This is a genomic window from Pseudorhizobium banfieldiae, assembly GCF_000967425.1.
Classification (GTDB): Bacteria; Pseudomonadota; Alphaproteobacteria; order Rhizobiales; family Rhizobiaceae; genus Neorhizobium; species Neorhizobium banfieldiae.
The window spans coordinates 302,089-328,832 of the sequence record NZ_FO082820.1 but is presented as its reverse complement, the minus strand read 5'-3'; the positions used below and the strand labels follow the sequence as shown (position 1 = coordinate 328,832).

Annotated in this window: 23 protein-coding genes; 7 read left to right on the top strand and 16 right to left on the bottom strand. The window is 61.4% G+C overall.

The window, feature by feature from the left end; translation table 11 throughout:
• The first annotated feature begins 8 nt into the window (after window positions 1–8).
• The 3 genes from NT26_RS01560 (at window position 9) to NT26_RS01550 (ending at window position 3,953) form a co-directional block, all read left to right on the top strand.
• A complete protein-coding gene (locus NT26_RS01560; RefSeq protein ID WP_052637047.1) occupies window positions 9–968 on the top strand; it encodes an acetamidase/formamidase family protein in 960 nt (319 codons plus the stop codon).
• Window positions 965–2,734, top strand: coding sequence for an ABC transporter ATP-binding protein (locus NT26_RS01555; RefSeq protein WP_052637046.1), 1,770 nt, complete (start codon window positions 965–967; stop codon window positions 2,732–2,734). Before NT26_RS01560 ends, NT26_RS01555 begins: the two co-directional genes overlap by 4 nt.
• A gap of 325 nt (window positions 2,735–3,059) precedes the next feature.
• Window positions 3,060–3,953 carry a sensor domain-containing diguanylate cyclase gene (locus NT26_RS01550; protein ID WP_052637045.1) on the top strand — a complete coding sequence of 298 codons (894 nt, stop codon included), beginning with the start codon at window positions 3,060–3,062 and terminating at the stop codon, window positions 3,951–3,953.
• A gap of 108 nt (window positions 3,954–4,061) precedes the next feature.
• Here the strand turns inward: NT26_RS01550 and NT26_RS01545 are convergent, their stop codons facing one another.
• The 8 genes from NT26_RS01545 to NT26_RS01510 form a co-directional block, all read right to left on the bottom strand.
• A complete protein-coding gene (locus tag NT26_RS01545; protein ID WP_052637044.1) occupies window positions 4,062–6,230 on the bottom strand; it encodes a methyl-accepting chemotaxis protein in 2,169 nt (722 codons plus the stop codon).
• Between the two features lie 66 nt (window positions 6,231–6,296).
• Window positions 6,297–8,201, bottom strand: a complete 1,905-nt coding sequence (locus NT26_RS01540; RefSeq protein WP_052637043.1) for a heavy metal translocating P-type ATPase — start codon at window positions 8,199–8,201, stop codon at window positions 6,297–6,299.
• 183 nt (window positions 8,202–8,384) lie between these two features.
• Window positions 8,385–8,825, bottom strand: a complete 441-nt coding sequence (locus tag NT26_RS01535) for a type II 3-dehydroquinate dehydratase (RefSeq protein WP_052637042.1) — start codon at window positions 8,823–8,825, stop codon at window positions 8,385–8,387.
• 9 nt (window positions 8,826–8,834) lie between these two features.
• The gene (locus NT26_RS01530) at window positions 8,835–10,136 is read right to left on the bottom strand and encodes a TRAP transporter large permease (protein ID WP_052637041.1); all 1,302 of its coding nucleotides are present in this window, start codon (window positions 10,134–10,136) and stop codon (window positions 8,835–8,837) included.
• Entirely contained in the window at window positions 10,133–10,651 is a 519-nt protein-coding gene (locus tag NT26_RS01525; protein WP_052637040.1) for a TRAP transporter small permease, read from the bottom strand. The genes NT26_RS01530 and NT26_RS01525 overlap by 4 nt, the downstream gene beginning before the upstream one ends.
• Window positions 10,652–10,732: 81 nt before the next feature.
• Window positions 10,733–11,719: a TRAP transporter substrate-binding protein DctP gene (gene dctP / locus NT26_RS01520; RefSeq protein WP_052637039.1), complete on the bottom strand. Its 987-nt coding sequence runs from the start codon at window positions 11,717–11,719 to the stop codon at window positions 10,733–10,735.
• Window positions 11,720–11,878: 159 nt separating this feature from the next.
• Window positions 11,879–13,768 (bottom strand): bifunctional sugar phosphate isomerase/epimerase/4-hydroxyphenylpyruvate dioxygenase family protein, encoded by a 1,890-nt coding sequence (locus NT26_RS01515; protein WP_052637038.1) that lies wholly within the window; start codon window positions 13,766–13,768, stop codon window positions 11,879–11,881.
• On the bottom strand, window positions 13,765–14,664 hold the full coding sequence (locus tag NT26_RS01510; protein WP_052637037.1) for a shikimate dehydrogenase: 900 nt from the start codon (window positions 14,662–14,664) through the stop codon (window positions 13,765–13,767). Before NT26_RS01510 ends, NT26_RS01515 begins: the two co-directional genes overlap by 4 nt.
• Before the next feature lie 197 nt (window positions 14,665–14,861).
• Between NT26_RS01510 and NT26_RS01505 the strand changes: the two genes are divergently transcribed.
• Window positions 14,862–15,521, top strand: a complete 660-nt coding sequence (locus NT26_RS01505) for a TetR/AcrR family transcriptional regulator (RefSeq protein WP_052641677.1) — start codon at window positions 14,862–14,864, stop codon at window positions 15,519–15,521.
• 75 nt (window positions 15,522–15,596) lie between these two features.
• Here NT26_RS01505 and NT26_RS01500 read toward each other — a convergent pair whose 3' ends face one another.
• From NT26_RS01500 to NT26_RS01480, 5 genes are all read right to left on the bottom strand, one after another.
• The gene (locus NT26_RS01500; protein ID WP_065814565.1) at window positions 15,597–16,910 is read right to left on the bottom strand and encodes an O-antigen ligase family protein; all 1,314 of its coding nucleotides are present in this window, start codon (window positions 16,908–16,910) and stop codon (window positions 15,597–15,599) included.
• Window positions 16,911–16,914: 4 nt separating this feature from the next.
• Window positions 16,915–17,670: a glycosyltransferase family 25 protein gene (locus NT26_RS01495; protein WP_052637035.1), complete on the bottom strand. Its 756-nt coding sequence runs from the start codon at window positions 17,668–17,670 to the stop codon at window positions 16,915–16,917.
• A gap of 55 nt (window positions 17,671–17,725) precedes the next feature.
• Window positions 17,726–18,382: a YrbL family protein gene (locus NT26_RS01490; protein ID WP_082077597.1), complete on the bottom strand. Its 657-nt coding sequence runs from the start codon at window positions 18,380–18,382 to the stop codon at window positions 17,726–17,728.
• Window positions 18,383–18,585: 203 nt separating this feature from the next.
• On the bottom strand, window positions 18,586–18,810 hold the full coding sequence (locus NT26_RS01485) for a hypothetical protein (protein ID WP_052637033.1): 225 nt from the start codon (window positions 18,808–18,810) through the stop codon (window positions 18,586–18,588).
• Window positions 18,811–18,911: 101 nt separating this feature from the next.
• Entirely contained in the window at window positions 18,912–19,379 is a 468-nt protein-coding gene (locus tag NT26_RS01480) for a MarR family winged helix-turn-helix transcriptional regulator (protein WP_052637032.1), read from the bottom strand.
• A gap of 86 nt (window positions 19,380–19,465) precedes the next feature.
• Between NT26_RS01480 and NT26_RS01475 the strand changes: the two genes are divergently transcribed.
• The 3 genes from NT26_RS01475 to NT26_RS01465 are packed head-to-tail and all read left to right on the top strand — an operon-like array spanning window position 19,466 to window position 24,212.
• Window positions 19,466–21,241, top strand: coding sequence for an N-acetylglutaminylglutamine amidotransferase (locus NT26_RS01475; protein WP_052637031.1), 1,776 nt, complete (start codon window positions 19,466–19,468; stop codon window positions 21,239–21,241).
• Window positions 21,242–21,243: 2 nt separating this feature from the next.
• Window positions 21,244–23,046, top strand: coding sequence for an N-acetylglutaminylglutamine synthetase (gene ngg, locus NT26_RS01470; protein ID WP_052641674.1), 1,803 nt, complete (start codon window positions 21,244–21,246; stop codon window positions 23,044–23,046).
• A gap of 2 nt (window positions 23,047–23,048) precedes the next feature.
• The gene (locus NT26_RS01465) at window positions 23,049–24,212 is read left to right on the top strand and encodes an osmoprotectant NAGGN system M42 family peptidase (RefSeq protein ID WP_052637030.1); all 1,164 of its coding nucleotides are present in this window, start codon (window positions 23,049–23,051) and stop codon (window positions 24,210–24,212) included.
• 36 nt (window positions 24,213–24,248) lie between these two features.
• Here the strand turns inward: NT26_RS01465 and NT26_RS01460 are convergent, their stop codons facing one another.
• The 3 genes from NT26_RS01460 to NT26_RS23250 all read right to left on the bottom strand — a co-directional run bounded on the left by NT26_RS01460 (window position 24,249) and on the right by NT26_RS23250 (window position 26,724).
• Window positions 24,249–24,581, bottom strand: a complete 333-nt coding sequence (locus NT26_RS01460; RefSeq protein WP_052637029.1) for a four-helix bundle copper-binding protein — start codon at window positions 24,579–24,581, stop codon at window positions 24,249–24,251.
• A gap of 76 nt (window positions 24,582–24,657) precedes the next feature.
• Complete coding sequence (malQ, locus tag NT26_RS01455) at window positions 24,658–26,520, bottom strand: 4-alpha-glucanotransferase (RefSeq protein ID WP_052637028.1); 1,863 nt, start codon at window positions 26,518–26,520, stop codon at window positions 24,658–24,660.
• Between the two features lie 72 nt (window positions 26,521–26,592).
• The gene (locus NT26_RS23250) at window positions 26,593–26,724 is read right to left on the bottom strand and encodes a hypothetical protein (RefSeq protein WP_280136222.1); all 132 of its coding nucleotides are present in this window, start codon (window positions 26,722–26,724) and stop codon (window positions 26,593–26,595) included.
• Between the last annotated feature and the right edge of the window lie 20 nt (window positions 26,725–26,744).

Here is a 26,744-nt window from a genome sequence, read left to right as displayed (position 1 = left end):
GGCTGGCAATGTGCAAGCACTGCAACCACACGATCCACGCCCATCAGCACCACTACGGCTGGGACAATTCCTTTGCTCCTGCCCTGACAGTTGCACCAGGCGAGACGATCCTGTTCCAGTGCCTTGACAGTTCTGGGGGCCAACTCGGCCCCCAGTCCACCGTCGAGGACGTGAAGGCGCTGGATTTTGCCAAGATCAACCCGGTCTCCGGCCCGATCTATATCGATGGCGCCAAGCCGGGGGATGTTCTGAAGGTAACCATCGAGAGCTTTACGCCACAGCTTCGCGACGGTGCGGGCTTCGGATGGACAGCCAACATTCCAGGCTTCGGCCTGCTCGCTGACCAGTTCACCGAACCGGCTCTCAATGTCTGGAAGTTCGACGCGTCAAGCATGGAACCCGCGCTGTTCGGCAAGAATGGTCGCGTTCCGCTGAAGCCGTTCGCGGGCACCATCGGCAATGCGCTGGCTGAGAAAGGCCACCATACGGTCGTCCCGCCGCGCCGGGTCGGCGGCAACCTCGACATCCGCGATCTAGCCGCCGGCACGACGCTCTACCTGCCGGTCGAGGTCGACGGCGCGCTATTTTCGGTCGGAGACACGCATGCCGCCCAGGGTGACGGCGAGGTCTGCGGGACGGCGATCGAGAGCCCCTTCGACGTCGTACTCACGCTCGACCTCATCAAGGACCAGCCGCTGAAGACACCGCGCTTCACGACGCCTGGCCCGGTCACGCGCCATCTCGACGCCAAGGGCTACGAGGTCACGACCGGCATCGGTCCCGATCTGTGGACCGCGGCTAAGGACGCCGTCGCCAACATGGTCGATCTCCTTGCGACGACGCAGAAGATGGATCCGGTGGATGCGTACATGCTCGTCTCGACCTGTGGCGATCTTCGCATTTCCGAGATTGTCGACATGCCGAACGTCGTGGTGAGCTTCTACTTCCCGAGGGCCGTCTTCGAATGACCGCAGCCGTGCTTTCTCCCGTCGTCGATACGGCAACCGACGTCGTCCTGTCGGTGCGCGACCTCAAGGTCTCTGCCCGTTCCGACCATGGGCTGGTGCCGTTGGTCGAAGGGTTGAGTTTCGATCTCCACCGGGGCGAGACCCTGGCGATCGCGGGGGAAAGCGGCTCGGGCAAGTCAATTACCTCACTTGCCTGCATGGGGCTTTTACCGGCACCCGCCGTGCGGGTCACGGGAGGCTCCATCCGCTTTGGCGATGAGGAACTGACGACACTGCCCGAAAAGAAGATGCAGGCAATGCGCGGCGCGCGCATAGCGATGATCTTCCAGGAGCCGATGACCGCGCTCAATCCGGTCATGAGCATCGGCCGGCAACTGGTCGAGGCTATCCGGGCGCATGAGCCGCTGTCGATCTCGCGGGCGCGTGCGCGGGCACTGGAAGCGGTGAAGGCCGTTCGCCTGTCGCAGCCGGAGAAGCGGCTGGAGCAGTATCCGCACGAATTATCGGGGGGCATGCGACAGCGCGTGATGATCGCCATGGCGATCGCTTTGCGGCCGGCCGTCCTCATTGCCGACGAGCCGACAACCGCGTTGGACGTGACAGTGCAGCGCGAGGTGCTCGACCTCCTGCGCGACCTGCAGAAGGACCTCGGCACCGCCGTCATCCTGATCACCCATGACATGGGCGTGGTCGCCGAAATGGCAGACCGTGTCATCGTCATGCGCAAGGGCAAGATGGTGGAGGCGGCGTCGACCGTCGACCTCTTCGACGCACCTCAGGAGGAATATACGCGCGACCTGCTGGCCGCCGTGCCGCGCATCGGCACAGGTGCATCGCGGCCCGAACCCGAGATGCGCGAGCTGCTCGTTCGCTACGACGACGTGTCGGTGAACTTTCCGATACGGCAGGGGCTGCTGGGCCGTGTCGCGGCCCGCGTCCATGCTGTCGAACACGTTTCTCTGGAGATCTTCCGCGGCGAAACGCTTTCCCTGGTGGGCGAATCCGGTTGTGGTAAGTCGACCATGGCAAAGGCGCTGGTAGGCCTCGTTCCGCATTCCGGTCGCATCGAAATCAACGGCAAGGCACTGGGCGACCTGAACAATGCCGGCCGCAAGGCGATCCCTCGCGATCTCCAGATCGTTTTCCAGGACCCGATGGCGGCGCTGGACGCACGGATGACGGTCGGCGAACTGATCCGCGAGCCGCTGGTCATCCACGGCATCGGAACCCCTGCCGAACAGAAGGCACGTGTGCACGAACTGCTTGAGCGCGTGGAGCTATCGCGCACCGTTTACAATCGTTACCCGCACCAGTTCTCCGGCGGCCAGCGGCAGCGCATCTGCATTGCACGCGCGCTTGCCCTGAAGCCGAAGCTGATCATCTGCGACGAGAGCGTGGCAGCTCTCGACGTCTCGATCCAGGCCAAGGTCCTGGACCTCCTGCGCGACCTGCAGAAGGAAAGCGGTGTCACCTATCTCTTCATCAGCCATGACATGGCGGTAGTCGAGAACATCTCCGACCGGGTCGCCGTCATGTATCTCGGCCAGATTGTCGAGATGGGAACGCGCGCGCAGCTATTCGGCAATCCGCAGCACACCTACACCAGGCGGCTCCTCGCCGCAGTGCCTGTGCCCGATCCTCGCCGCGAGCGTCAGCCGAGCGCACGGTTGTCCGGCGAGATCCCGAGCCCGGTGTGGAAGGTGGGGGAAGGGCCGAATCGCGTGGGACTCGTCGACATCGGCGGCGGCCATCTGGTGGCAAGATAAGTTCTCGGCAAGACGCAATTTGGCGTTCCCGTGGGCCAAGCTCCGTATTGCGATGAAACGAACTTAGACGCGGCAGACATCTCAACCTTTAGAGCCGGATTGGTCATTGGCGAGGAATTTGTCTCTGATGAGGAAGCCCACGACCATCTCTGGCGGAATGGAAACGAACGTGGCGGCCAGCCGGCACCAGCGAGCGGGCATTTAGAGAATGGCAGCACTTGTATGACAACTATTGGCTTCCCGCCGCTGACCAAGTCGGATGCAAGCGCAAGGCGTCGCTCGACGGTGGTCATCGGTCTTTCTCGGAGCGTCCGGTAGGTCTTCCTTGTTCACGCATCAGCAATTGATCTCGATACTATCCTCCCTTCCCGATCCCGCCTTCATCCTCACCCGCAGCGGTCGCTACGCGGCGATCTTCGGAGGCAAGGACATCAGGCACTATCATGACGGCAGCGGCCTCGTCGGGCGCAGCATGTTCGAGGTGCTGAAACAGGAAAAGGCTCAGTGGTTCGCTGCAGAAATCGAAAAGGCGCTGTCGAGCGGCGTTCTCCATATTGTCGAGTACCAACTCAGCGGCAGTGACGTGAAGGGAGCCGGCGACGGCCCCGCGCACGCGATATGGTTCGAAGGTCGCGTCCAGTCACTCGAATTTCCTGTTGATGGTGAGCCCGCCGTCGTCTGGGTAGCGAGCAACATCACCGAGAAGAACGAGACGCAGCAAAAACTGCGTCAGCTGAGCGAAACGGATGCCCTGACCGGCCTTTACAACCGGCGGAAGCTCATCGCGACCCTCGATGATCGGCTGGCGGCCTTCGAAAGCGAAAAATCCCAGACGTCGCTTCTGGTCTTTGATCTCGACAACTTCAAACGCATCAATGACGAGATGGGGCACCACATGGGCGACGCAGCGCTCATAGAGATTGCGCGGCTCTGTCGTCAGCATCTGCGCCAGAGCGACGTGATCGCACGCTTCGGCGGGGACGAGTTCGTGATCGTCATGCCAGGAACCGAGAGCGGCAACGCGCTGGAGATTGCGGAGCGGCTTCGCAAGCACGTTCCAGCTGCGCTCCGGGATTGCCTGCGCCATGAGTCGACGATCAGCGGCGGTGTCAGCGACTTCCGGTTCTCGGACAAGTCGACCGATGATATTCTGAGGCGCGCCGATGAAGGACTGTATCACTCGAAACGGACAGGCCGCGATCGCGTTTCCATCCTCTAGTGCTCTTCGGTGACCCCGGCAGTTCCGGACGAAGATCCTGCCGATGGTCGTGTCAACCGTACTAGCATGCAGGTCCCTCGGAGGTAGGCGCTTCCGAAGGCACTTCCTTTAGGCAGCGGCTGGACAAGTTTGCACCTCGGCCGACTGTTGCTCCCTTGTCCGGAAAGCGGCCAACTGGTCCCGCAGCTTTGACGCTTCAACCGCCAGCGTTACCGATGCTGCGTTGGTCTCTTCCACCATGCTGGCGTTCTGCTGAGTGATCTGGTCCAGATGCGCGATCGAACCGCTGATCTCCGCCAGCGCCACCGACTGTTCCTTTGCGGATTGCGCTATCGCGAGCATCTGCCCGTTGACCGTTCTCACCTGCTGCTCGATCCCGCGGAGAGCCTCGCCAGTACGATCGACCAGCGAGACACCGTTGGAGACGTCTTTGGATGCCTGCTCCACCAGAGACTTGATCTCCCTGGCAGCCGAGGCCGAGCGTTGTGCCAGTTCGCGGACCTCTTGAGCGACGACGGCGAAGCCCTTCCCTGCCTCACCGGCCCGCGCCGCCTCGACGCCGGCATTGAGCGCCAGCAGGTTGGTCTGGAAGGCAATTTCATCGATGACGTTGATGATGTGACCGATCCGCGAGGACGAGTGAGCAATGTCCTGCATCGCCTCGACTGTCTGGCTCACGATGATCGTCGCCTGGGATGTGTCGTCGCTTGCTCGGGTGGATGACTTCTGCGCGTCGTCTGCCGCACCCGAGGACATTTTGACTGCGCTCGCCACTTGCTCCAGTGCCGCTGCGGCCTCTTCAAGCGCGGCCGCCTGGCCCGCCGTCCGGCGGGCAAGCTCGTCAGCGGCACCGCGCAGATCGGCACACCCCGCATCGATGACACTGGCATTGCCGCCAGCAGTGGCAACCAGCTGCTCCAGGGTCTCGACGGATCGGTTGAAGACAAGGCGGAGCCCGTCGAAGTCGGCATCCAGGACTGCATCAATCCGGTAGCGCAAGTCACCGGCCGAAAGCGCGTCCAGACCCGTTACACGCTGGTCGAGAGCATATTCGACCGCCTGGCTACGTACCGCGCGCTCGCGCTCGGCCGCTTGGGCGATGCGCCGCGCGTCAGCGTCGCGGGCCATCTCTTCCTGCCTCTGGTGCTCGGCCTGCCGCCGCGCCTCCTCGAGCGCACGAGCAACTGCCCGCGACATGGCGCCGACCTCGTCCCTGGCGGAGGTGTCGCCGACGCTGACCGTGGCGTCACCTTCGGCGAGCTGTTCTATGGCTGCGGTGAGGCGCTTGATCGGCCGCACCACGCCTAGGCCGATCGCAAGCGAAAGCAACAAGGAACCAGCAAGCGCGCCAGCCAGCGACACGCCCAGGACGACCAGTGCGCGTTCTTCGCCCGCCGCTGCTCCGGCTGCGTCTTCTCTGACCTGCTCGAGAAGACGTTGCTCAAGGGCACGCATCGTGTCGATCCGTTCTGTGGTGAGGCGATACCAGGTTGCGGCATCGAGTCCGGACACATCGCCCTCTGCGCCGGCGAGCAGCAGGCGCGATCGCATGGCCGCAAGCGGTCCCTCGCCTGCAACTCCGATCGACCTTGCAGCATCCGCGAAGGCAGGCATACGTGCTGCGAACTCCTCCAGCAGCGCTGCCTGCGACCCATGAAGGACCGACAATCGCGTCAAGGCTGACTTATCGACGACCCCTGCCGTGATCACGCCATTGCCGGTTGCCCTTTCCTGGCCCGCCAGTTCCTTCACCTGAGAGAAGAGGTTGTAGGCTGCAATTTCATCGGCGATCGGGCTATCGGAGCCTTGGTCTCCGAGGGTCTTCGACAATGCAAGCAAGCCAGCGACGACATCGCTGTAGCGCAGGGTCGCGGTGGCGGCTGAAAGCTCCCGGAGATCGACCCGCTGCCGCAGTTCCCGAAGGCCATCCAGCGACGCGGACGATGAACCGGGTGGCACGGATGCCGTGTCTGACGACAGTTCCTCCAGCCGCCTGGCTAAACGATCAGTCGATTGGCGGGCTTCGTCGAGGCGGTCGAACTGCGCCTGATCGCTGGCTGCAAGGGCGCCGGCAGTTTGGCCTCGCTCTCTCTGTACCGCATGGATCACGTCCGCGAGGGCGGCCAGGTCGACACTCACCGATACGACATGTGTGGCCTCGCGATAGGAAACGATCCCGTCGGCGATACGGCCGTAGGCGAGCCAGACTGCCACAACCGCCGGCAGAGCCGCGCAGACCAGAATTCGTTTTGTGAGGGATACATCAGAAAAACGCATGAGGAGGCTCCGAACGACGCCGGCCTCATGCCGAACTGCCGAACATGATGTCCGGCCGCAATTGGGCTACCCGAACCTTCCCATGCCGTCTTTGCTGCTGCGCAAACTCTGATGGTCGAGCTCGGCCGGGGCCGGCTCGATGCGGAGGGCGCGCAACGCGTTGAGAATGACTGCCACGTCGATTGCCTCCTGAATCAAGGCACCCTGGACGGGGGAGAGGTAGCCAAGGGCTGCCGCGATCATGCCGATGACGGAGAGCCCGATCCCGACCACCACGCTTTGCAGGGCAATTCGTCGCGCACCACGGGCAATTTCCACGCCTGCCCGCAGCCGGTCCACGCTGTCGACAAGCAGGACGACGTCCGCGGCCTCTGCCGACGCGGCCGCGCCACGTGCGCCCATGGCGACGCCGATATCAGCCGCAGCCAAGGCGGGTGCATCATTGACGCCATCTCCGACCATCATCACGGGACCATGCTTCCGCTCGGTGAGCACCAGCAGCACTTTCTCGTTGGGGCTGAGGTCGGCTCTGATGCCATCGAGGCCAAGTCCCTCTGTTATGCGCTTGGCGACGTCACGGCGGTCTCCCGTTGCGAGCAGGATGCGCTCGATCCCCTGCCGACGCAGGCCAGAAAGCATTCCGAGGCTGTCATCGCGCAGAAGGTCAGCCAAGACGAAATGGCCCGCGAAACCACCGTCGATGCCGACAGCAACAAGGACCGATCCAGCACCGAGCGCTGGATGCCCCATCGCCGTTCGACCGAGGTGTTGGGATACGAAGCGATGACCGCCCACGACCACGGAGCGGTTGTCGACGCGACCGACAAGCCCCTCCCCCGGGGTCTCGGCCACCTCCGTCGGAACTGGCAGTGCCAGCCCTCGTTCGCGCGCCTCCTGGACGATCGCCTGGGCAACCGGATGCTTGGTTGCCTGTTCGAGCGCCGCCGCCAGCCTCAGCACGTCTTCCGTTGCCATGCCGCCATATGTGCTGGCCGATACGATCTTCGGCCGCCCATCGGTCAGCGTCCCCGTCTTGTCGAGAATCAGCGTGCGCGCGCGCGCCATCGCTTCAAGGGGTCCGGCACCCTTGATCAGCACTCCGTGGTGAGCGGCGCGGGAAAGGCCAGCCACCAACGCCACGGGCACAGCCAGGATCAGCGGGCACGGCGTTGCCACCACCAATACGGCAACAGCGCGGATGGGGTCCCCCGTTACCCACCACGCCGAGAAGGCGATTGCGACAGTGACGAGCAGGAAGGCAAGCGACCATCTGTCGGCGAGCCGCGACATTGGCGCCTTCGAAGCCTGAGCCTGTTCGACGAGACGGACGATGCCGGCATAGGTACTGTCGCTTGCCGGTCGGGTCGCAAGGAGGTCGAATGCCTCGCCAGCATTGGTGGAACCGCTCATTGCCTCGCCGCCCTCCTGCACCCGGACCGGCAGTGATTCTCCCGTCAGTGCAGAGGTGTCCAGAAAGGCAACGGAGGATCCGACGGTACCATCGACCGGGACGACGTCCCCCTGCCGGATCAGCAGCCGGTCGCCGGGTGCGACGGCATCGAGCGGCACGTCTTCCAGTGCGCCATTGATGTGCCGCGTGGCCGTCCTAGGCACGCGCGCGAGCAGGTCGCGCATCTCGCGACGCGCACGGCCTTCGGCGAAGCTTTCAAGAAAGGTACCACCGGAATACATGACCGCAACAACGGCGGCTGCGAGAGTTTCGCCAAAAAGGAGCGCGGCCGACATGGAAAGCGCCGCCACGATATCGAGCCCGACCTCGCCCCGGCGCAGGCTGTGCAGGATCTCGATCAGGAGCGCGGCGAGGACGGGGCCGACGCCCAGGGCCCATACGGTGGAGGTGAGCTCCGGTCTGCCAATCCCGTAAGCCAGCAGGAGGCCGCCAAAGAGGCCACCGAGGGCCACCGCCAGAAGCGCGATCTTCAGCTTCTCGGCCGCCGAATACCCAGACATCGAACTGCTCTCCAGCGCCGTGGAGCACCTGCCCACGGATCATCTCCAACTTCAGCCCTTTATCACAAAGCAAAGAATGGTCGTCGATGATTCACATCGTGGCCAGAACGCAGCTTGCGCGGCGGCGCCGGATCTTTCCGACGTGATGCATTGTTGGGGTTGGGCGGGGCTCGAGTGCCGTGCTTATCGTGCCTTCTTAGCGATCAACGTTTCCAGGGCACGAACGGCGACGGAATACCCTTCCGCCCCCAGCCCGGCCATGACCGTGGTCGCCGTCATCGAGACATAGGAGCGGTGGTAGATCGACTCCCGGCGATGGACGTTGCTGATGTGGAACTCGATGATGGGTCCCTTGAACATCTTCAGCGCGTCGAGGAGCGCGAGGGAGGTGAAGGTGAAGGCTGCAGGATTGATGACGATGCCATCCCCCTCGTCGATCGCCTCATGCACCCATTCGATCAGCCGCTCTTCGCTATTGGTCTGGCGGAACTCAACCGGACGGTCACCCGCCGCCTCGCGGCACATGGCCTCGACTTCTGCCAAGGTCGTGGTGCCGTAGATCTCCGGCTCCCGCTTTCCCAACCGGTTCAGGTTCGGGCCGTTCAGGATGTAGATCGGCTTCATGATGATACCTCAGCCTTGATAGCCCAGCAGCCGCGGCAGCCAGAGAACGCTGTCGGGGACGAAGGTGATGAATACGAGCGAAACGACCATCCAGAAGAGGAAGGGAGCCGCATCCAGGATGATGTCCTTGATCGGTGCACCGGAGATCTTCGCGACGATGAAAAGCAGCAGCCCATAGGGCGGTGTCACCAGTCCGAGCATGATGTTGACGACGACGACGACGCCGAAATGGACGAGGTCGATGCCGAGCGCCTGAGCGGTCGGAATGAAGACCGGCACGATGATCAGCAGGATCGCGGTACCCTCAAGAAGGCAGCCGAGGATCAGGAGGATCACATTGACCAGGATCAGGAAACCCGTGGGGCTGAGATCCCAACCGGTCAGCATCACCCGTATACTGTCGGGAATGTTCTCGATCGTGACGACGTAGTTGAAGACGAGCGCACCCGCGATCAACATCCCGATCGATGCCGTCGATTTGGCGCTCGTCGCAAGCGAGCCGTAGAAGTCGCGCAGGCTGATGCTCCGGTAGAGCACGACTGAAATCAGCAATGCGTAGGCCGCGGCAATCGCGGCCGCCTCTGTTGGCGTGGTGATGCCGGAATAGATGCAGCCGAGCAGCACGACGGGCATCATCAATGCCGGGAAGGCGCGGATTGTTATGCGCGGAATTTCGCGAAGCGGGACCGGCTCCTCGACCGGAAAATTCCGGCGCCGGGCGGTGATTGATACCTGCATCATCTGCAGCCCGGACATGAGGAGCCCCGGCACCATGCCTGCAAGGAACAGGTAACCGATCGAGGCATCCGACACGAGCGAGTAGATGATCATCGGGATGGACGGAGGGATGATCGGACCGACCACGGCAGTCACCGCCGTCAGGGCGGCCGCGAAGCTGGGGGTATAGCGGCCCTCGCGTGTCATCATGTTCTGCATCATCTTGCCGCTGCCCGCGGCGTCGGCGATCGCCGAACCGGACATGCCGGCAAAGATGATGCTCTGGACGATGTTAACCTGGGCAAGACCGCCCCGGAACCGCCCGACCAATACGTTGCAGAAGTTCAGGAGCCGCTCGGTCATGGAGCCAACGTTCATGAACTCCGCCGCCAGGATGAAGAGCGGCACGGCGAGAATGACGTAGTTCGAATACATGCCATTCAGGAACTGCTCGGCGGCGATCCCCATATCCGCGTCGGCAAGCCAGAGATAGAGGATCGATCCGCTGATCATCGAGAGGCCGATCGGCAGCCCCATGAAGGCAAGCGCCGTGATCACGAAGAGGGTGACCGAGAAGGGACTAGCGAAGCTCATACGCCTGAGCCCGCCTTGGTCGGATCGAAGGCATCCGGTGCGGTACCGCGTACAGCGCGGAAGCCCAGCCACATATAGCGGACGATCATCGCGATCGCGAAGACGACATAGATGGAATAGAGATAGTCGAAGCGGATCTTGAGATAGGCGGTGCTCTCCACCTTCATGAAGGTCACGTAGTCGACGATGGCCGGAAGCGAAATGCCAAAGAGGAAGATCAGTGCCGCTGCACAGATGATCTGCATGATGCGTCGTGACTGGTCGCTGGCACCACCCCAGATCAGGTCGAAGCGGATTTCGTCGACCTCACGAACCACGAAGGCGGATCCGAAGAGAACGATCCAGATCCAGAGCGCCACACTGACCTCGTGGGTCCAGCCGATGGAGAGATTGAGCACATACCGGAAGATGATCTGCAGGATGAAGACGACGAACATCGTCAGCAGCATCAGGCACAGTATGTTTTCCGCGCGCCGTCTCAACCACCCGCCGATGGCCGGCAGACTCGAATTCATCGCATTCTTCCTCCCAGGAGGAGGCGCACCGCCCGAGCGGCCCGCCTCCCTGATTGTTACACCTTGAGCTTCAGCTCGACCTTACATCCCGGCAACTTTTTCCAGGACGCCATCGGGCCAGGACTTTGCCAGGTCGGAAGCGAGATACTTCTCTTGCGCGAACTTGCGGAATGCCTCCTGATCTGGTTCGTAGATCTCAAGGCCGGCAGCCTTGAACTCTTCCAGCAGCGCCTTTTCCTGGGCGACGTGCTGTTCCTCGCTCCATTTCATGGCTTCGTCGGCCGCCGCCTGGAAGGACTGCTGCTGCTCAGGCGTCATCTTGTCCCAAACTTCGTTGGAAATGACCAGCAGGTCGTAACCGATCAGGTGCGAGGTCAGCACGATCTGCGACATGACCTCATAGAACTTCATGTTCTTCACGTTCGGGAGCGGGTTGTCCTGACCATCGATCGCACCTGTCTGCAGTGCGGTATAGACTTCTGCATAGGCAACAGGAACCGGGTTGGCGCCTAGGGCCTCGCCGAGGAACTGCCAGGCGTCCCCACCCGGCATGCGCAGCTTGATGCCTGCCATGTCTTCCGGCGTGTTGATCTTCTTCTCAGGCTTCAGGCCCACCTGGCGCGCGCCGAAATATGTCGGGCCGAGAATGTGGATACCGAGCTTGTCCTCGGCCATCTTCTTGAACTCGGCACCTGTTTCGCTGTTGAAGAAGGCCGACAGATGCGCAGCGTCACGGAAAAGGTAAGCGGACGTCAGAACCGACCACTCCGGGATCTGCTTGGAAATGTCCTGGGGCGCGATATTGCCCATCTGCAGGTTGCCGCGCTGGATGGCGACGAGTTCGGTGCCTTGCTTGAAGAGGTTGCCGCCGTAATAGGGCTCCAACTTGAAGTCAGCGCTGATCCCTTCGGCAAGCTTCTTGGTCATCTCGGCGCGGATATCCTGCTCTGAGAAGACAGCCGAAAACTTGAGAACCGGCTTGTCCTGAGCCAGCGCCGGAATGGCGAGCACTGCGGCGGCCAGCATGGTTGCGCCAAACAGATGGCGACGAGTTATATTGAGCATCATGTTTTCTCCTCCTGTTATATTTCCTGTTCATCTGCTGGCTGCAGATGATCTCCTCCAGACTACTGGCTGTTCTGCCTGCCCTCAGGCAGAATGTACGGAACAGTTCGTTTAGTCAATGATCGGTCCCGAACACTATCTGTAGGTCCTTTTTTTCAGACCTCATGCCGCCGGCACTCCTTCAGGCCGGATCTGTTTCCTCAACGCCGCTATACGGAATATCGCGTTCGGTGCCCCATAACCTCGATAGCCTCGCCTTTCGACGATTTCGAAGAAAAAGCCTTCGCTGAAGGTCCCACTGTAGAGCTGGAAATATTCCCCGTGCTCATCCCGATCGTAGAGGATGTTCTCGGCCTTCATGCGCTCGGTCAATTGCGGCTCAAGACCGAAACGTGCTTCGACGTCGTCGTAGTAGTTTGGCGAGATCGGCAAGGTATGGAAGCCGTTTGCCCGCAACGCCTCGGCGGTCTTGAAGATATCGGTGCTTCTGAAGGCAAGATGCTGGATACCGGAGCCGAATTTCTCTGCTATGAAGTGGCCCGCCAGTGTTCTCCGGTTCTCGGCTCCGTTCATCGTGATCCGCAAGAAACCGTCGCGATTTTCAACGACCTGGCTCCGCACCACCCCCGCCGGATCGATGATGTCCACCATGGGCGACTTGGCGGCCTCGAAGATGGAGGTATAGAAGAGAAGCCAGGTCAGCATCTCTTCATAGGCTACTGTCTGCGCCACGTGGTCTACGGCAATCAGGTTCGCCGGGAACGGCTGGCCCTCATCGGATGTGGGGACGAAGTCCACCTCCCATATTTTGCCTAGGCTGCTCGTGCCATCGATCAGATAGACCAACCCGCCTCCGACCCCGCGGATCGCCGGGATCTCCAGTTCACCGGGTCCCACCGGCTGGTGAAACGGTTCCGCGCCCAACGCTACCGCGCGCGCCAACGCTGCAGATGCATCCTCTACTTCCAGGGCCATGGCATAGGCTGATGTTCCGTGAACGGCATAGGCCGCGCTGGCAAAGCCGACGGATTCTCGATTGACGAGGATGCGGATCTGTCCCTGCTGATAGACGCTGACCTTCTTCGTCCTGTGAACGGCGGTCTTGCGGAAACCGAGCGCATGCAGCATCGCGATCAACTGGCCGGCATCCGCCTCGCCGACAGAGAACTCGACGAAAGCCACGCCCTTCACCACGGCGCGCTCGGGCATCGGCGCAACCGAAAGCGTGGCCGCCCCCGATCTTCTCCGCACCTGATCACCGAGATAGATCAGCGATCGATGACCATCGGCCGCGATCGCCTTGGGCGAGCCGCCACGAAACTGATCATTGAAGATCTCAAGCGAGAAATAGCCGTCGTAGCCGGTTTCCGCGATTGCGGCGACGAAGTCGGTGACTGGCAAATCCCCCTCGCCCGGCATGTTGCGGAAATGCCTACTCCAGTAGAGAAGGTCCATGTCGATGAGCGGCGCGTCCGCGAGCTGAACGATGAAGATCTTGTCCTTCGGGACAGATCGGATCGAACCGATGTCGATCTTGCGCGCCAGTGAATGGAAACTGTCGAGGATAAGCCCGACATTGGGATGATCGGCGCGGCGGACGATTTCCCATGCGTCACGATGATCGGAGATATGGCGACCCCATGCGAGGGCTTCATAACCGACCCGCAGACCCCGCTTCGCTGCTCTTTCGCCCAGTTCGCTGAAGTCCGCTGCGGCGCGATCAATCCCACCGAGCGAGACCGGCGAGACGTTCGAGCAGACCAGGACGAGATCTGTCCCCAGTTCCTGCATGACATCGAACTTGCGTTCGGCACGGTCGAAGGTCCGTGTGCGGTGCGGCTCGGGCATCCCCTCGAAATCGCGGAATGGCTGGAAAAGCGTGATCTCCAGCCCGGCGTCCCGGACCATTCGGCCTACATCGCGTGGGCTGCCGTCGAAGGCGAGAAAGTCGTTCTCGAAGATCTCGACTCCGTGAAAACCTGCCTTGGCAATCGCCTCCAGCTTTTCCGGGAGTTCACCGCTGATCGATACCGTTGCGATCGATGTCTTCATCGGCCGCCTCCCGCTGCGCGGACGGGCTGGAGCGGCCCCCGCGTCATCTCAGCGAAGTGTCGGAGCATGCGGTCCGCATCCGGTTCCAGGCCGGTAAAGAGTTTGAATGCGCCAACTGCCTGAAAGACTGCCATGCCGCCGCCATCCAGGATGCGGCATCCAACCTTTTCCGCCTCGATCAGCAACTCCGTCCTCAAGGGGAAGTAGACGATTTCCGCCACCCACAAAGATGGGCCCAGCAGATCGGCCGGCAGCGGCAGGCCCGGATACTTCGCCATGCCGGTCGGCGTTGCATGGATCAGGCCCGTCGCCGATGCCATCTCCCGGGAGAGGTCGCGGCCTGCTACGACTGCCCTGTCTGGAAAATGCTGCTTCATGCTTTCGGCGAGAGCCGAGGAGCGGGCCGCATCCTGATCGAAGATCGTCAGCCTCTCGGCACCTGATCGAAGGATGGCAAAGGCCGTTGCGGCGCCCGCACCTCCGGCCCCCAACTGCACGACCGACCGGAGATTCGCTCCAGGCAGACCTCGCCGGAAGCTCTCGGCGAACCCCCACCAGTCGGTGTTGTGCCCGTGCCGCCGGCCATCGCGGAGGACGACCGTGTTGACGGCGCCAAGCGCCACGGCCTCATCGGAGAGGGTATCAAGGAAGGGGATGACATCCTGCTTGCAGGGGTGGGTAATGTTCAGGCCACCGAAGCCTTTCGCTTCCGCATCCAAGATGAGGTTCGGCAGGTGCTTGTCGCCGCCATCGATCCGGTCCAGATCGAGCAGAACGTAGTGATAATCCAGGCCCTGCGCGCGGCCCTCTTCCATGTGCATCGCAGGCGTCAGGGAAGCCTGGATGCCCTTGCCGATAAGCCCGGCACGAAATGAGGAATGCTCGACGGCTGCCATTTCTGCATTCACCGCGGCGATGGATGATTAGGATCAGCCGGGCCGACGGCGCTCCTCCCAAAACGCTGTTCTTGGTCAATGCCATAGTGTACTAACTAGTTCGTGTCAATCGATCCTCCATTGAAACCTGACTACAAGGCCAATATGAGTCGTCGCGGAGGGCCGGAGGATGCCCGGAGGAAGTGACGGAAGTGGACGTGCGCAGGCCTGCTGAGCGAGAGAGCCGGAAGAACGATCCGGAAAAAACACGGGACGACATCCTGAACGTCGCGACGGAGGAGTTTTCGGCCTACGGCCTATCCGGCGGCCGCGTCGACGCGATCGCCGAAAAGACCCGCACCTCGAAACGCATGATCTACTACTATTTCGGCAGCAAGGAGGGTCTCTACCTCGCGGTGCTCGAAAAGGCCTACCGCAAGATCCGCTCGCTCGAAGCCGATCTTGAACTTGCCGACATGCCTCCGGTCGAGGCGCTGCGGACCCTGGTTGCCAGCACCTTCGACCATGACGAGAACAATCCCGACTTCGTCCGGTTGGTCAGTATCGAGAATATCCACCACGCGAACCACATGAAGCGATCGTCCGAGATCGGCGAACTCAACCTCTCGATCGTCAGGACGATCGGCGAAATCCTGGAGAGGGGGCGCAGAGAAGGCGTCTTCCATCGCGATGTCGATGCGGTGGACCTGCACATGCTGATCAGCGCCTTCTGCTTCTTCCGCGTGTCCAACCGCTACACCTTCGGCACGATCTTTCACCGGGACCTATCGGAGCCCGCCCTCTATGATCGACATAAACGGATGATTTCGGATGCGGTCATCGCCTATGTGACACAACCTGTGGCGAAGCAATCCTGAGACTCTTAAGGCTCAGCAGAGAGTTCAGGGCGTTGAACAGGACGAAAATCAGGCAACGAGTTCGGCGAAACGCGACTAATCAGCTTGCGCGACATCGGCAGGCTTCGCCTGGCTGATCCTCATCGCGAGCGAGATCGCAAAGACGGCAGCCCCCGCAAGCAGGAAGTAGCTCTCGCCCAGCGCCAGGCGGTTGTTCGAGTTCGTTGCGATGGTGATGAAGAAAAACAGGCTCAGGCTGTAGAGATAGAGCATCAGGCTGGCTGAAATGACCCCCTGCCGCCTTGCTTCGTATATCCTATACGCGGACACCAGGATGAAGGTAGCGAGTACCAATGCCCCAAGAAGGCCGTGCCGCACCAGGATCTCGAGATAGCCGTTGTGGAGCAACTGGTGGTTGTTATCTTGATAGGTACCCTGCCGCCATCGATCCTGCCAGAGATTCCCCCAGCCGAACCACGGAGATGACTCTACCGTATCCAGTGCGTTGGTCCACAACATCAGACGGTCCCGCATGGATTGGGGAGTGTCGGGATTCTCTACGGCGCGGCGCATGGCGTCTCGGGGATCGACATGTTCCATTCCAAAGCTGAACAACGCGCCGGTGGCTTCTATTGTCGGACCAGCCACGCGTCTGGCATCCTCCTGCGCAACGATGATGCCCATCATTGCGACCAGCAGCACTGCAAGGACGGCCAATGCCAGACGTTTACCGTAGAACGCGAGGACCGCCAGGGACATGAAGCCCGCCACGGGGCCGAGGGCGAGCCATACCCCTTTCGACTGGGCGCCCAGAATCCCGACCCCGCTCAACAACACCGTCAGGAACCCCATTCCGAGGATCACGCCGAGACGCCACCCGTCATAGCGCCGCGTTTCCACGACGTAGAGCATCAAGCAAATGCTTGTAACCAGAAGCATACCGCATCCGATCGCCGCATGGATGGGATTATTGTGAAAAAGAGGGAATACGCGCTCGCCGCTCCTCAGGGCGGCCCAGTCGATGCTAGCCAGCAATCCTACAACTCCGGCGGCGATTAAAACCATCACGGCTGGAAAAACGTACTGACGTGTCTTGTACAGCGTCACCCCAAGTGCCGGAAAGAAGAGCGGGAATATGTACAGCCATTCGGAGGTGCCGCGCGCATCATAAACCGTCATGCCGATCACGAAGCGGATAGCAGCGTAGGCAGCCCAGAGCCAACAGAACCAGGCAAGCCAGTCACGCGAGACGAGGCGAACGTAGTCCCGAAAACGGATCATGGAAAGGGCGACGAGCGCCAACGTCGCATAGCGGTAGGCGTCGCTCTCCACCAGCATCGCCGACGCCATCAACACCCACAACAGGGGAATAAGAAAGGGAGCAGACCGAGAGACCGCAACGGCCGGCATCAGTTCAGACCCCCTTGAGCGCATATAGTATCCGTTGGAGATAGTCCTTCGCCCGCTGCCAATGTGTCGGGAGGCGCTTCCACCAGACGAACTTTCTCTCTTTGTAGCCGCTTCGGCTGGCGATGGTGCTGGCCGACCGCTTGGAGATGACGACATCCTCGTCCACGGTCAAGACTTCCGCGCCTATCGCCCAGCCCCGCTCGAGGGCAATGTCGAACGGGTACTCCATCACCTTCATCCGCTCCACCAGTTTCGCCGCGCCGGGGCGCGTGACCGCGTAGCAGGCCGCCGACCCCATAGGACCGTGAATAGCACGACCGATCCGGTCGCCATGAGCGGTCGTTGCATAGCTCCTGAACCCGACCATTCGGTGATTGAACAGTTTGATCACATCCGCTCCCGGAACCGCAGCGAGTGCCGCCGCCGCACGCTCAGGCAGATCCGATGAAAGCCTGATGTCGTCTTCAACGATGATTGCGTGTGGCAGCCCGGCCTCAAGAAAGGTCGAGAGCGCCTTCATGTGGCTGCGATAGCACCCATACTCGCCCGGGATCATATGGCGCCCGTTATTGCGCATGAAGGCAGCTTGGTTCACGTCCGCCCAATCTCCTGCTTCGAACAAACTGCCATCGACTGCCGCGACCCTATGGATAGCCAGGCCCAGATCAGCAGCCTCGCGAGAGAGTTCTTCCCAGCGCTCGCGGGAGCGGTCGAGGTTGATCGCGTAAATGATAGCCTGGAAGTCTTCGGCGGTGGACATCAGGACTCGTCGGAATGGGTTGAACGCAGCATTTTCGCAAAGCCTAGCAAAGCGACTACCTAGTCGCAGCCAGTGATTGATCGAGAGCGCCGTCGGACGACAGCGCCGCTGCGTTCAACCGCGCACGGAGCTTGTCAACCTTCTGACGCTTGTCGTAGCGATTAAGTGACTGCGACCAGCTTTTCAATGGAACTGCGGCGTTTTCCCCATAACCATCGATCAGAACGATCCGGGACCGCCCCGTCAGACGGTCGGAAAGCACGAGATTGTTAATTCCAAGCTCGTTGACTATGATCGGACTGCGCTCGAGCCAGTCAAAGAACTCCTCCAGCAGCAGCAATATGCTCCTGTCCAGCCGGCGGGACTTCATCAGGCTCGCGACGGTGGGCGCGATGTCGCTCCGAAAGGTCTCGCATCGAACCGCAAGCCCGGGACCGATGTCGGTATCGACCAAGCCGATGACCTCTTCCAGATGCTGCGAGGCATGGCCCTCGGCGGCATAGAAAGCCACCTGCTCCTCCAGCACCCGCATGAAATTCTTGAGATGAAAGAAGCGGCGACGGCGACCACGGAGAAATCCCCAGCTGTCCTTCTGACGCCTGATCGCTTCAGGTCGCACGACCTTTACAAGCATAGAAGGGTCATTCGGGTGGCGATGCACGGCCGAGTTATTGCCCCAAGCAACAGGTGCGCTATCTCCTAAGTGGATCATGCAAGGCTCCGGGACACTACGGTCGTGACGTTGCGCTGAGCCTGGTCGTGCCGATCGGCTTCAACAGTGCGCAACTTGCACCTTATGCGACGGTTTGGTGACGAAGTTCAAGCCGCAGCAAACTTATGTCACCTGTAGGCGTCGCTCAGTTGCCAAAGATTCTGGCGCGCCACGTCAGAGGGACGGATGCGGCAGCCTCCACCTCAACCGTGGTCTTCGTCCTGCTCCGGCTCCAGCATGGCGACAAGCTCGGCTACGCGAGGGCTTGGCAGATGATGCCCTTCGTTGATCAGCGCCTCGTCACTGTTGAGCCAGGTCCATGCTTCCATCAGGTCCTGGAAGCTTGCGCCGGTTGCAACGATCTCGGCCGCAAAACCGTCCTCGACCGGGCCTAGGACCTGCCTGATCTCTTCCCTTGTGATCGTCATTGCTGCCTCCTTCAGCCTTCGCAAGACTAGTTAGGACATAAGGTTTTATGAACAATAGGAGGCCGGTCGCCTCCGTGCGATCTACAATCATTATTGGGCCACTACCTGGCCGGAGACATCAACTCCGCCAATTGCAGGACAGCCTGCGCCAGCGCCTGGCGTTGCTGCGGGGGAAGGCCAGCGAAGTTCTCCAGAAATACATCTCCCATCGGCTCCGGCGCTTCGGATACCAGTCGGGAACCCTCCGGCGTGAGTCTCGTATGGACGATCCTCCGGTCGGTACCGGACCGGTATCGCTGGATCAGCCCGCGCTCCTCCAGATTATCAAGGATCGTCACCACGGTCGCCGGGCTGATGTCAGCATAGATGGAAAGCGCCACGGAGGTTACCTCCCCAAGCTCCATGATGCCCTTCATGAGGATGAGTTGGGCCGCTGTCAGCCCGCATTGCTTCGAAAGCGCCCGTGATTGAAGATCGTGGGCCCGGACGATCCGCCGGACCGCCTTCTCGACCATCCGGGCCTCCGCCTGCAACCTTTTCCCGTCCGTCTCGTTTGCCGCGACATTCATGCCTTGACCATATCCATTCGATCTCTAATTATTAGATCTAGTATTATTTCAGGCCATTCAAGAGCAAGAGAGGATTGATAGGAACCGTGTGTGGGATCTGTGGTGAAGTGCGCTTTGATGGGGGACAGCCCTCGCCCCTCGTGCAGGCGAAGATGATGGACGCGATAGCGCCGCGCGGACCGGATGGCTCCGGGTTGGTTATCCATGGCAATGCGGCGCTCGGACACCGGCGCCTGTCCATCATCGACCTCTCGCAGAAGGCTCGCCAGCCCATGGTGGATGCCGACCTCGGCCTCACCATCGCTTTCAATGGCTGCATCTACAATTATCCCGAACTCCGGAGCGAACTGGAAGCCAAGGGCTATCGCTTCTTTTCGCACGGCGACACCGAGGTGATTCTGAAATCATGGCATGCCTGGGGAACCGAGTGCGTGAAGCGCTTTCACGGCATGTTCGCGTTCGTCATCCACGAGCGCGACAGCGGTCGGGTCGTCATGGCGAGGGACCGGTTCGGCATCAAGCCGCTCTACTTTGCCCGGACTGGAGGCGCGATCCGGTTTGCCTCCTTCCTTCCGGCACTTCTGAAGAGTGGCGACATCGACACCTCGATCAACAAGACGGCGCTGCATCACTACATGACCTTCCATGCGGTGGTGCCGCCCCCGCACACGATCGTCAACGGTGTCAAGAAGCTGCCGCCGGCGACGATCCGCGTCATCGAGGCTGACGGGCGCGAGGAAGACACCGTTTACTGGGCACCGCCCTATCAGCGCGATCCATCGCTGAGCAAGCTCTCGTCGACCGAATGGCGGGATCTCGTGCTGGACGCGCTGAGAACGGCAGTTCGTCGAAGGATGGTGGCTGATGTTCCGGTGGGCGTCCTGCTTTCCGGCGGGGTGGATTCCAGCCTCATCGTCGGCCTTTTGGCAGAAATGGGTCAGAAGGACCTCATGACCTTCTCGGTAGGTTTTGAAGCCGCGAACGGAGAAAAGGGCGACGAATTTGTATATTCCGACATTGTCGCCAAGAGGTTCGGCACGGATCATCACCAGATCTTCGTGCCGTCGGAGCGCCTCATGGAGGCCTTGCCGGGTGTCTTCGCAGCAATGTCCGAGCCGATGGTTTCCTATGACAATGCCGGTTTCTACCTGCTGTCGCAGGAAGTTTCGAAACATATCCGGGTGGTGCAGTCGGGCCAGGGGGCCGATGAGGTCTTCGGAGGCTATCACTGGTATCCGCCGCTGGCACAGTCGAACGATGTTAGTCACGACTATGCGAAGGTATTCTTCGATCGGTCACACGACAAGCTTTCGCAGCACCTCAATCCCGAGTGGATGACGGAGAGCGACGTCAGCTTCGAATTCGTTGACCGCCACCTTCGCTCCCCTGGCGCGGACACGGCTGTCGATGCAGCCCTTCGTCTCGACAGCCAGGTCATGCTGGTGGACGACCCGGTCAAGCGGGTCGACAACATGACCATGGCCTGGGGCCTGGAGGCACGCGTGCCCTTCCTCGACCACGAACTCGTTGAACTGGCGGCCAAGATCCCACCGGAAGAGAAGCTGCGGGAAGGCGGCAAAGGCGTGCTTAAGGACGCGGCGCGCCTCGTCGTACCTTCGGAAGTCATCGATCGGAAGAAGGGTTACTTCCCGGTACCCCAGCTGAAATACGTCGACGGGCCCTATCTCGATATGGTCCGCGATGCCTTGGGATCGCAGGCCGCACGCGACCGCGGGATCTTCCACCAGGACTACCTGAACCAGCTGTTCGACAACCCCTCCGATCATATCACCCCGCTTCGCGGGTCGGAGCTTTGGCAGGTAGGGCTGCTCGAAATGTGGCTGCAGACGCAGGGGATCTGATGATGGCCAAGACCACACCAGAAGACAGGGCTGGCCGATTTCCTGCGGCGAAGGCGGTCGCCCATCGTCTCAAGCGCCAACGGGTGGACTACTCCAGAGGCGGAGGCCACCCTGCGGACGCTGATCTCGCGAAGGACGCGGCCCAAGTCGATTGCGGCTGGGGGCGGCTGCTGTTTGCGCAGACCTTCCAGGATCCGGCTCAACTGGTGGCCGCGCTGCGCGAGGAGGCGCCGGAACGCCGGGACATAGCCGTCTATGTCAGCGATCCGCATGTCGTCCTCGCTGCCGCACCGCAGGAGCTCTTCCTCGATCCCTCCCACACATATCGTCTGGATCTGGCAACCTATCGCAACAGCCGCAAGCAGCCCCGCGGTTTCTTTGTGCGCAGGCTCTCCTCCGAGGCGGATGCGGATGCGGTCAACCGCATCTATGCGTCGCGAGGAATGGTTCCGGTGCGGCCCGACTTCTTCTGGTCGAACAGGGACAATCGCTCGATCACCTACCTCGTGGCGGAGGACGAGGTCTCGGGCGAAATCATCGGCACCGTCACGGGCATCGACCATCGCCGTGCGTTTACAGATCCGGAGCGGGGCTCGTCCCTATGGTGCCTGGCGGTGGATCCACAGGCTCGCCATGGCGGCGTCGGCGAAGCTCTAGTGCGGCGGCTGGCCGAGCATTTCAAGGCTAGGGGCTCGGCCTTCATGGACCTGTCGGTCCTGCACGACAATGAACAGGCAATCAGCCTCTACGAAAAACTGCACTTCCGCCGGATCACGGCCTTCACCGTCAAGAGGAAGAATTCCATCAACGAGCGGCTCTACGCCAACCCGCTAGAGGAATACGACGTTCTCAACCCTTATGCGCGGCTCATCGTCGATGAGGCGCGCCGGCGCGGGATCCACGTGGAAATCACCGACGCCGAAGGTGGCTTCTTTCGGCTGACCCAGGGCGGGCGGTCGGTGCACTGCCGCGAAAGCCTGTCGGAACTCACCTCCGGGGTTGCCATGTCGATCTGTGACGACAAGGCGGTGACCCGACGTGTGGTCGATCGGGCCGGGATCAGCGTGCCGGAGCAGATGACGGCAGGTGGAAATGATGACGAACTCGCAGCTTTCATCGCCAAGCACCGCCAGGTCGTGGTCAAACCGGCCAGAGGCGAACAGGGTCGTGCAGTCGCGGTCGGGCTCGACAACCTTACGGCAGTCAAGCATGCAATCGCGGAAGCTCGCGAGGTCTGCGACCGAGTTCTCGTCGAAGCCTGTTTCGATGGGCAGGATCTCCGACTGGTGGTAATTGACTTCAAGCTGGTTGCCGCCGCCGTCCGACGTCCGCCCCACGTTGTTGGAGACGGGCGGCAGACGATCCGCGAATTGATCGAAACCCTCTCGCGACGCAGGGCAGCTGCAACCGGAGGAGAGAGCACGGTTCCGATCGACGCAGAGACGGAACGCTGCCTCAAGCTCGGCGGCTACGGGCTCGACACGGTGATGGAAAGCGGCCAGGAGGTGCTCGTGCGCAAGGCGGCCAACCTGCATACGGGGGGCTCCATTCACGATGTCACGGGCATCGTCCATCCGCGGCTCGTCGAAGCCGCTATCTCCGCTGCACGCGCCATCGATATTCCTGTCGTCGGAATCGATTTCATGGTCCGCAATCCCACCGAGCCGGACTATGTCTTCATCGAAGCCAACGAGCGCCCCGGCCTGGCAAACCACGAGCCGCAGCCGACGGCGGAGCGGTTCCTGGACCTGCTGTTTCCGACCTCCGGGCAGCGTTACGCCAATCTCGTCCTCGGAAAGAGCTAGGCATGTCCATCGAGATCGACGAGGCTTACCTCAAACGCCAGTTGGAGGCGCTCCTGCGCATCGCAAGTCCGACGGGCTATACCGATGAAATCGTCCACTATTGTTCCGGCGAGTTGGAACGGCTTGGCCTGAAGCCGGAGCTTACCCGCCGCGGTGCAATCAGAGCTGTCCGACAGGGCAGCCGCCGCCACGGCGCGCGCGCGATGGTCACCCATCTGGATACGCTGGGCGCACAGGTGAAATCGGTGAAGGACAATGGACGTCTGGAAGTCGTACCGATCGGCCACTGGTCGGCCCGGTTCGCCGAAGGCGCCAGGGTCACCGTCTTCAGCAGCGCCGGCAGTTTCCGCGGTACGATCCTGCCGATCAAGGCCTCGGGCCACACCTTCAATGACGAGGTCGATACGCTCCCTGTCGGGTGGCGCTATGTGGAGCTTCGCATCGACGCAGTGACGACCTCGCGGCAGGAAACCTTGGCCCTGGGCATCGATGTGGGCGATGTCATCGCGATCGACCCTGCTCCGGAGTTACTGGAAAACGGCTTCATCAACTCCCGGCACCTCGACGATAAGGCGGGCGTGGCAATCGCTCTGGCGGCAATCGAAGCTCTTGAGCGGACTGCAGCAACAACACCGGTCGATACCTATTGGCTTTTCACCATTGCGGAAGAGGTCGGCGTCGGCGCTTCGTCGATCCTGACCGGAGACATTGCCTCCATGCTGACCATCGACAACGGGACCAGCGCCCCGGGGCAGAACTCCGCCGAGTTCGGCGTGACCATAGCCATGGCGGACCAATCAGGACCGTTCGACTATCACCTGACCAAGAAGCTTGTCGATCTGTGCCAGAGCGAAGGCATTCCCTATCAGAAGGATGTCTTCCGCTACTATCGTTCCGACTCCGCCTCTGCGATCGAAGCGGGCCATGATGTGCGCACGGCCCTTGCCACCTTCGGGATCGACGCGTCCCATGGGTATGAGCGAATTCATATGCATGCGCTTGTCTCGGTAGCCCGCCTTGTCGCGGCATTCGCCGTCAGCCGAGTGGACATAAAGCGGGATGCAAGGGAGATTTCCGGCGTCGAGGGCTTCACGCACCAGCCGACGGAGGAGGCGGACAATCCGCTGCCGCCTGAATTCGGGTCAACCGGCTCTAGGAACACCTAGAGCCGGTTGAAACACGGGTTATAGCCAAAGCCCAGATCAGGCAGCCATCTGGCGGCAGCTCTCGGCGCATTTGCGGCAGGCGTCGACGCAGGCCTGCATATCGCCTACTTGCTCGCAATCGTTCGCACATTCGGTGCAGATTTCCGCGCATTCGCGGCATGTATGCTTGTGGTGCTCCGTTCCGATCAGCATGAAGTGTGCCGAAGTCCGGCAGATCTCCGCACAGGCCATCATCAGCCGAAAGTGCGCAGGTTCCGTATGCTTTCCGCCGGTCTCCAGGCAGTGGTTCATCGCCATCGAGAGGCAGACGCTGTAGCAGTTCAGGCAGTTATCTATGCATTCCTTCATCTTGGGGTCCATCGCGGCCATCCTAATCCTCCTGGGTTTTCTGCACGAAGGGGGTAACAGAAGACGCAAGCGGAGGTTCCCATGCGATGCGGCCGGTCTAGGATTGCCGCGGCCGTTCGGCCGTCACAGCGGCGACAACACACTGGAAGAGCGAGCTTCCGGCAATTTCCTCCAGCGGAAGACGCAGCTTCAACCGCCAGTTCGGATAGGCATCCGACGTCCCCGGCACGTTGGTCTGGCGGTCCTCTCCGACCAGATCCGCAAGTCGCAGAGCGACCGTGATGCTGGGCGAGCGAGCCAATAGCCGGTGCATTGCGACGAACAGTTCCTCGGAGATGGCGCCAGCTGGCTCGGAAATCGAGCCGACCGCTGCAGAGGACAATCCCGCCTCCTGTATGGCTCGGATGAAGGCTGTTCGCCGTTCCTGCCTTTCACGCAATGATGCCTCCGCTCCCGATTCGCCCGTGAGGCCGAATTGCCTTGCCAGCCGGATGTCGTCACCGCGCCACCAGCCGATCAAGGGCGGCAAATCATGGGTGGACAGGCAGGCCAAGGAAAGGTGTGAGACGGCAGGCGACCCGACAACCTCCTCCACCGGCTCGAAGTAGAGGACGCGATAACCAAGGATCTGCGCCTTCACCATCATGTCTCGAAAGCCGTCCGGGACGTTGCCGAGGTCCTCCCCGATGACGATCGTGCCGCGCCTGTGGCTCTCTGCGGCAAGGGTAGCGACCATGTCCTGGAACGGATAACGGAGATAGCCGCCGACCGCCGGTGTCTCTCCTTCCGGCAGCAGGAAGAGCTGCCAGAGCCCCATGGCATGGTCGATACGCAGAGCGCCGGCAAACCGCATGGACGCATCCAGAAGCTCGGCATAGGGCCGCATGGCTTCGGCCTTCAACGCGGTGGGCGACAGGGCCACGAGGCCCCAATCCTGCCCCGAGGTGCTGAAGACATCCGGCGGCGCCCCGACCCTGAGCCCCTGCAGGACGAGTTCCGGCGTGCTCCAGCTCGAGGAGCCGTCCGGAGCCTCCCCTACCGCAAGATCGAAGTACAAGCCGATCCGCATGCCCGTGCTACGCGCGCAATGCTCGGCTTCCTGCAACTGCTCAGCAGCGACCCACTGCAGCCAGCAATGGAATTCCACTTCGTCTGCATGATCGTCAGCGAAGCGTTTTACCGTGTCGCTATCCTTGGATTGAAATTCTGCGGGCCAGTCGGTCCATCCGCCACCATGACCACGTTCGACCATCGCCAACGATAGCGCTTCGAAGAGCGCATGCAGCCGAAGCTCCTCCCCGGCGTCCGATCGGAACCGCTCAAATGTCTCGCGCCCGGCCGTCGCCTCCGCAGCGTCCACGCTTGCCTGCCAGACCTTCCGCAGCACCGGCAGCTTTAGCCGTGTTACTCCCTCGTAGTCTACAAACTCGGTTTCCCGCAGCGTTGCCAGCGCATCCTGATCCACCCACGCCTCCTCGTAGCCCGGCAGCGTGTCAACCGCGATGTAGAGAGGATTGAGGAACTTCCTGTTCGATGGGGAATAGGGGCTGCAGCGGTTGGGTTGGGAGAGGAAGAGCGCATGCACAGGGCTTAGTCCGATGAAGTCAGCTCCAGCCGCGGCCGCAATCTCGCAAGCAGTTTTCAGATCCTCGAAATCCCCAAGGCCCCAACTGCGGGCCGACGTCAGTTCGTAAAGCTGCAGGGAAATTCCCCACACCTTCTCCTTCTCAAGGAAAGTAGGCAGATAGCATTTCGTCGTCTCATCGAGCTCCATGCGCGGCGGCGACAGATTTACTGCCTCCCGCGACACCTTCCCCAGGGCGCGAAGCATCAGTGCGCGCGTGGCGGTCGGCACGTTCTGCACTGTGCCTTGCAGATCCTGATAGGTAGCCGGAATGCCGTGGCCGGTCGCGACCTCGTCAAAATCATCCAGCCGATCCGTACCCTTCTTGCTGCTCATCGCCACCTCGCCCTGCTGCAAGCGATGAACAGGATGGCTCCCGTGTTTGTTCCAGCCTTCCGTGCAAGCCAGTCACTGATTGACGGCATGCGGCGGCGGGTTGCCCGGCTCCTCCGAGACCGTTGCCTGGAAGGGACGGAAGCCGATGATGACGATCGCGAGCACGATGACGAGAACGCCGATGACAAGGTAGCGAAGGTTCATGATACCTCTCCTGGGAATTC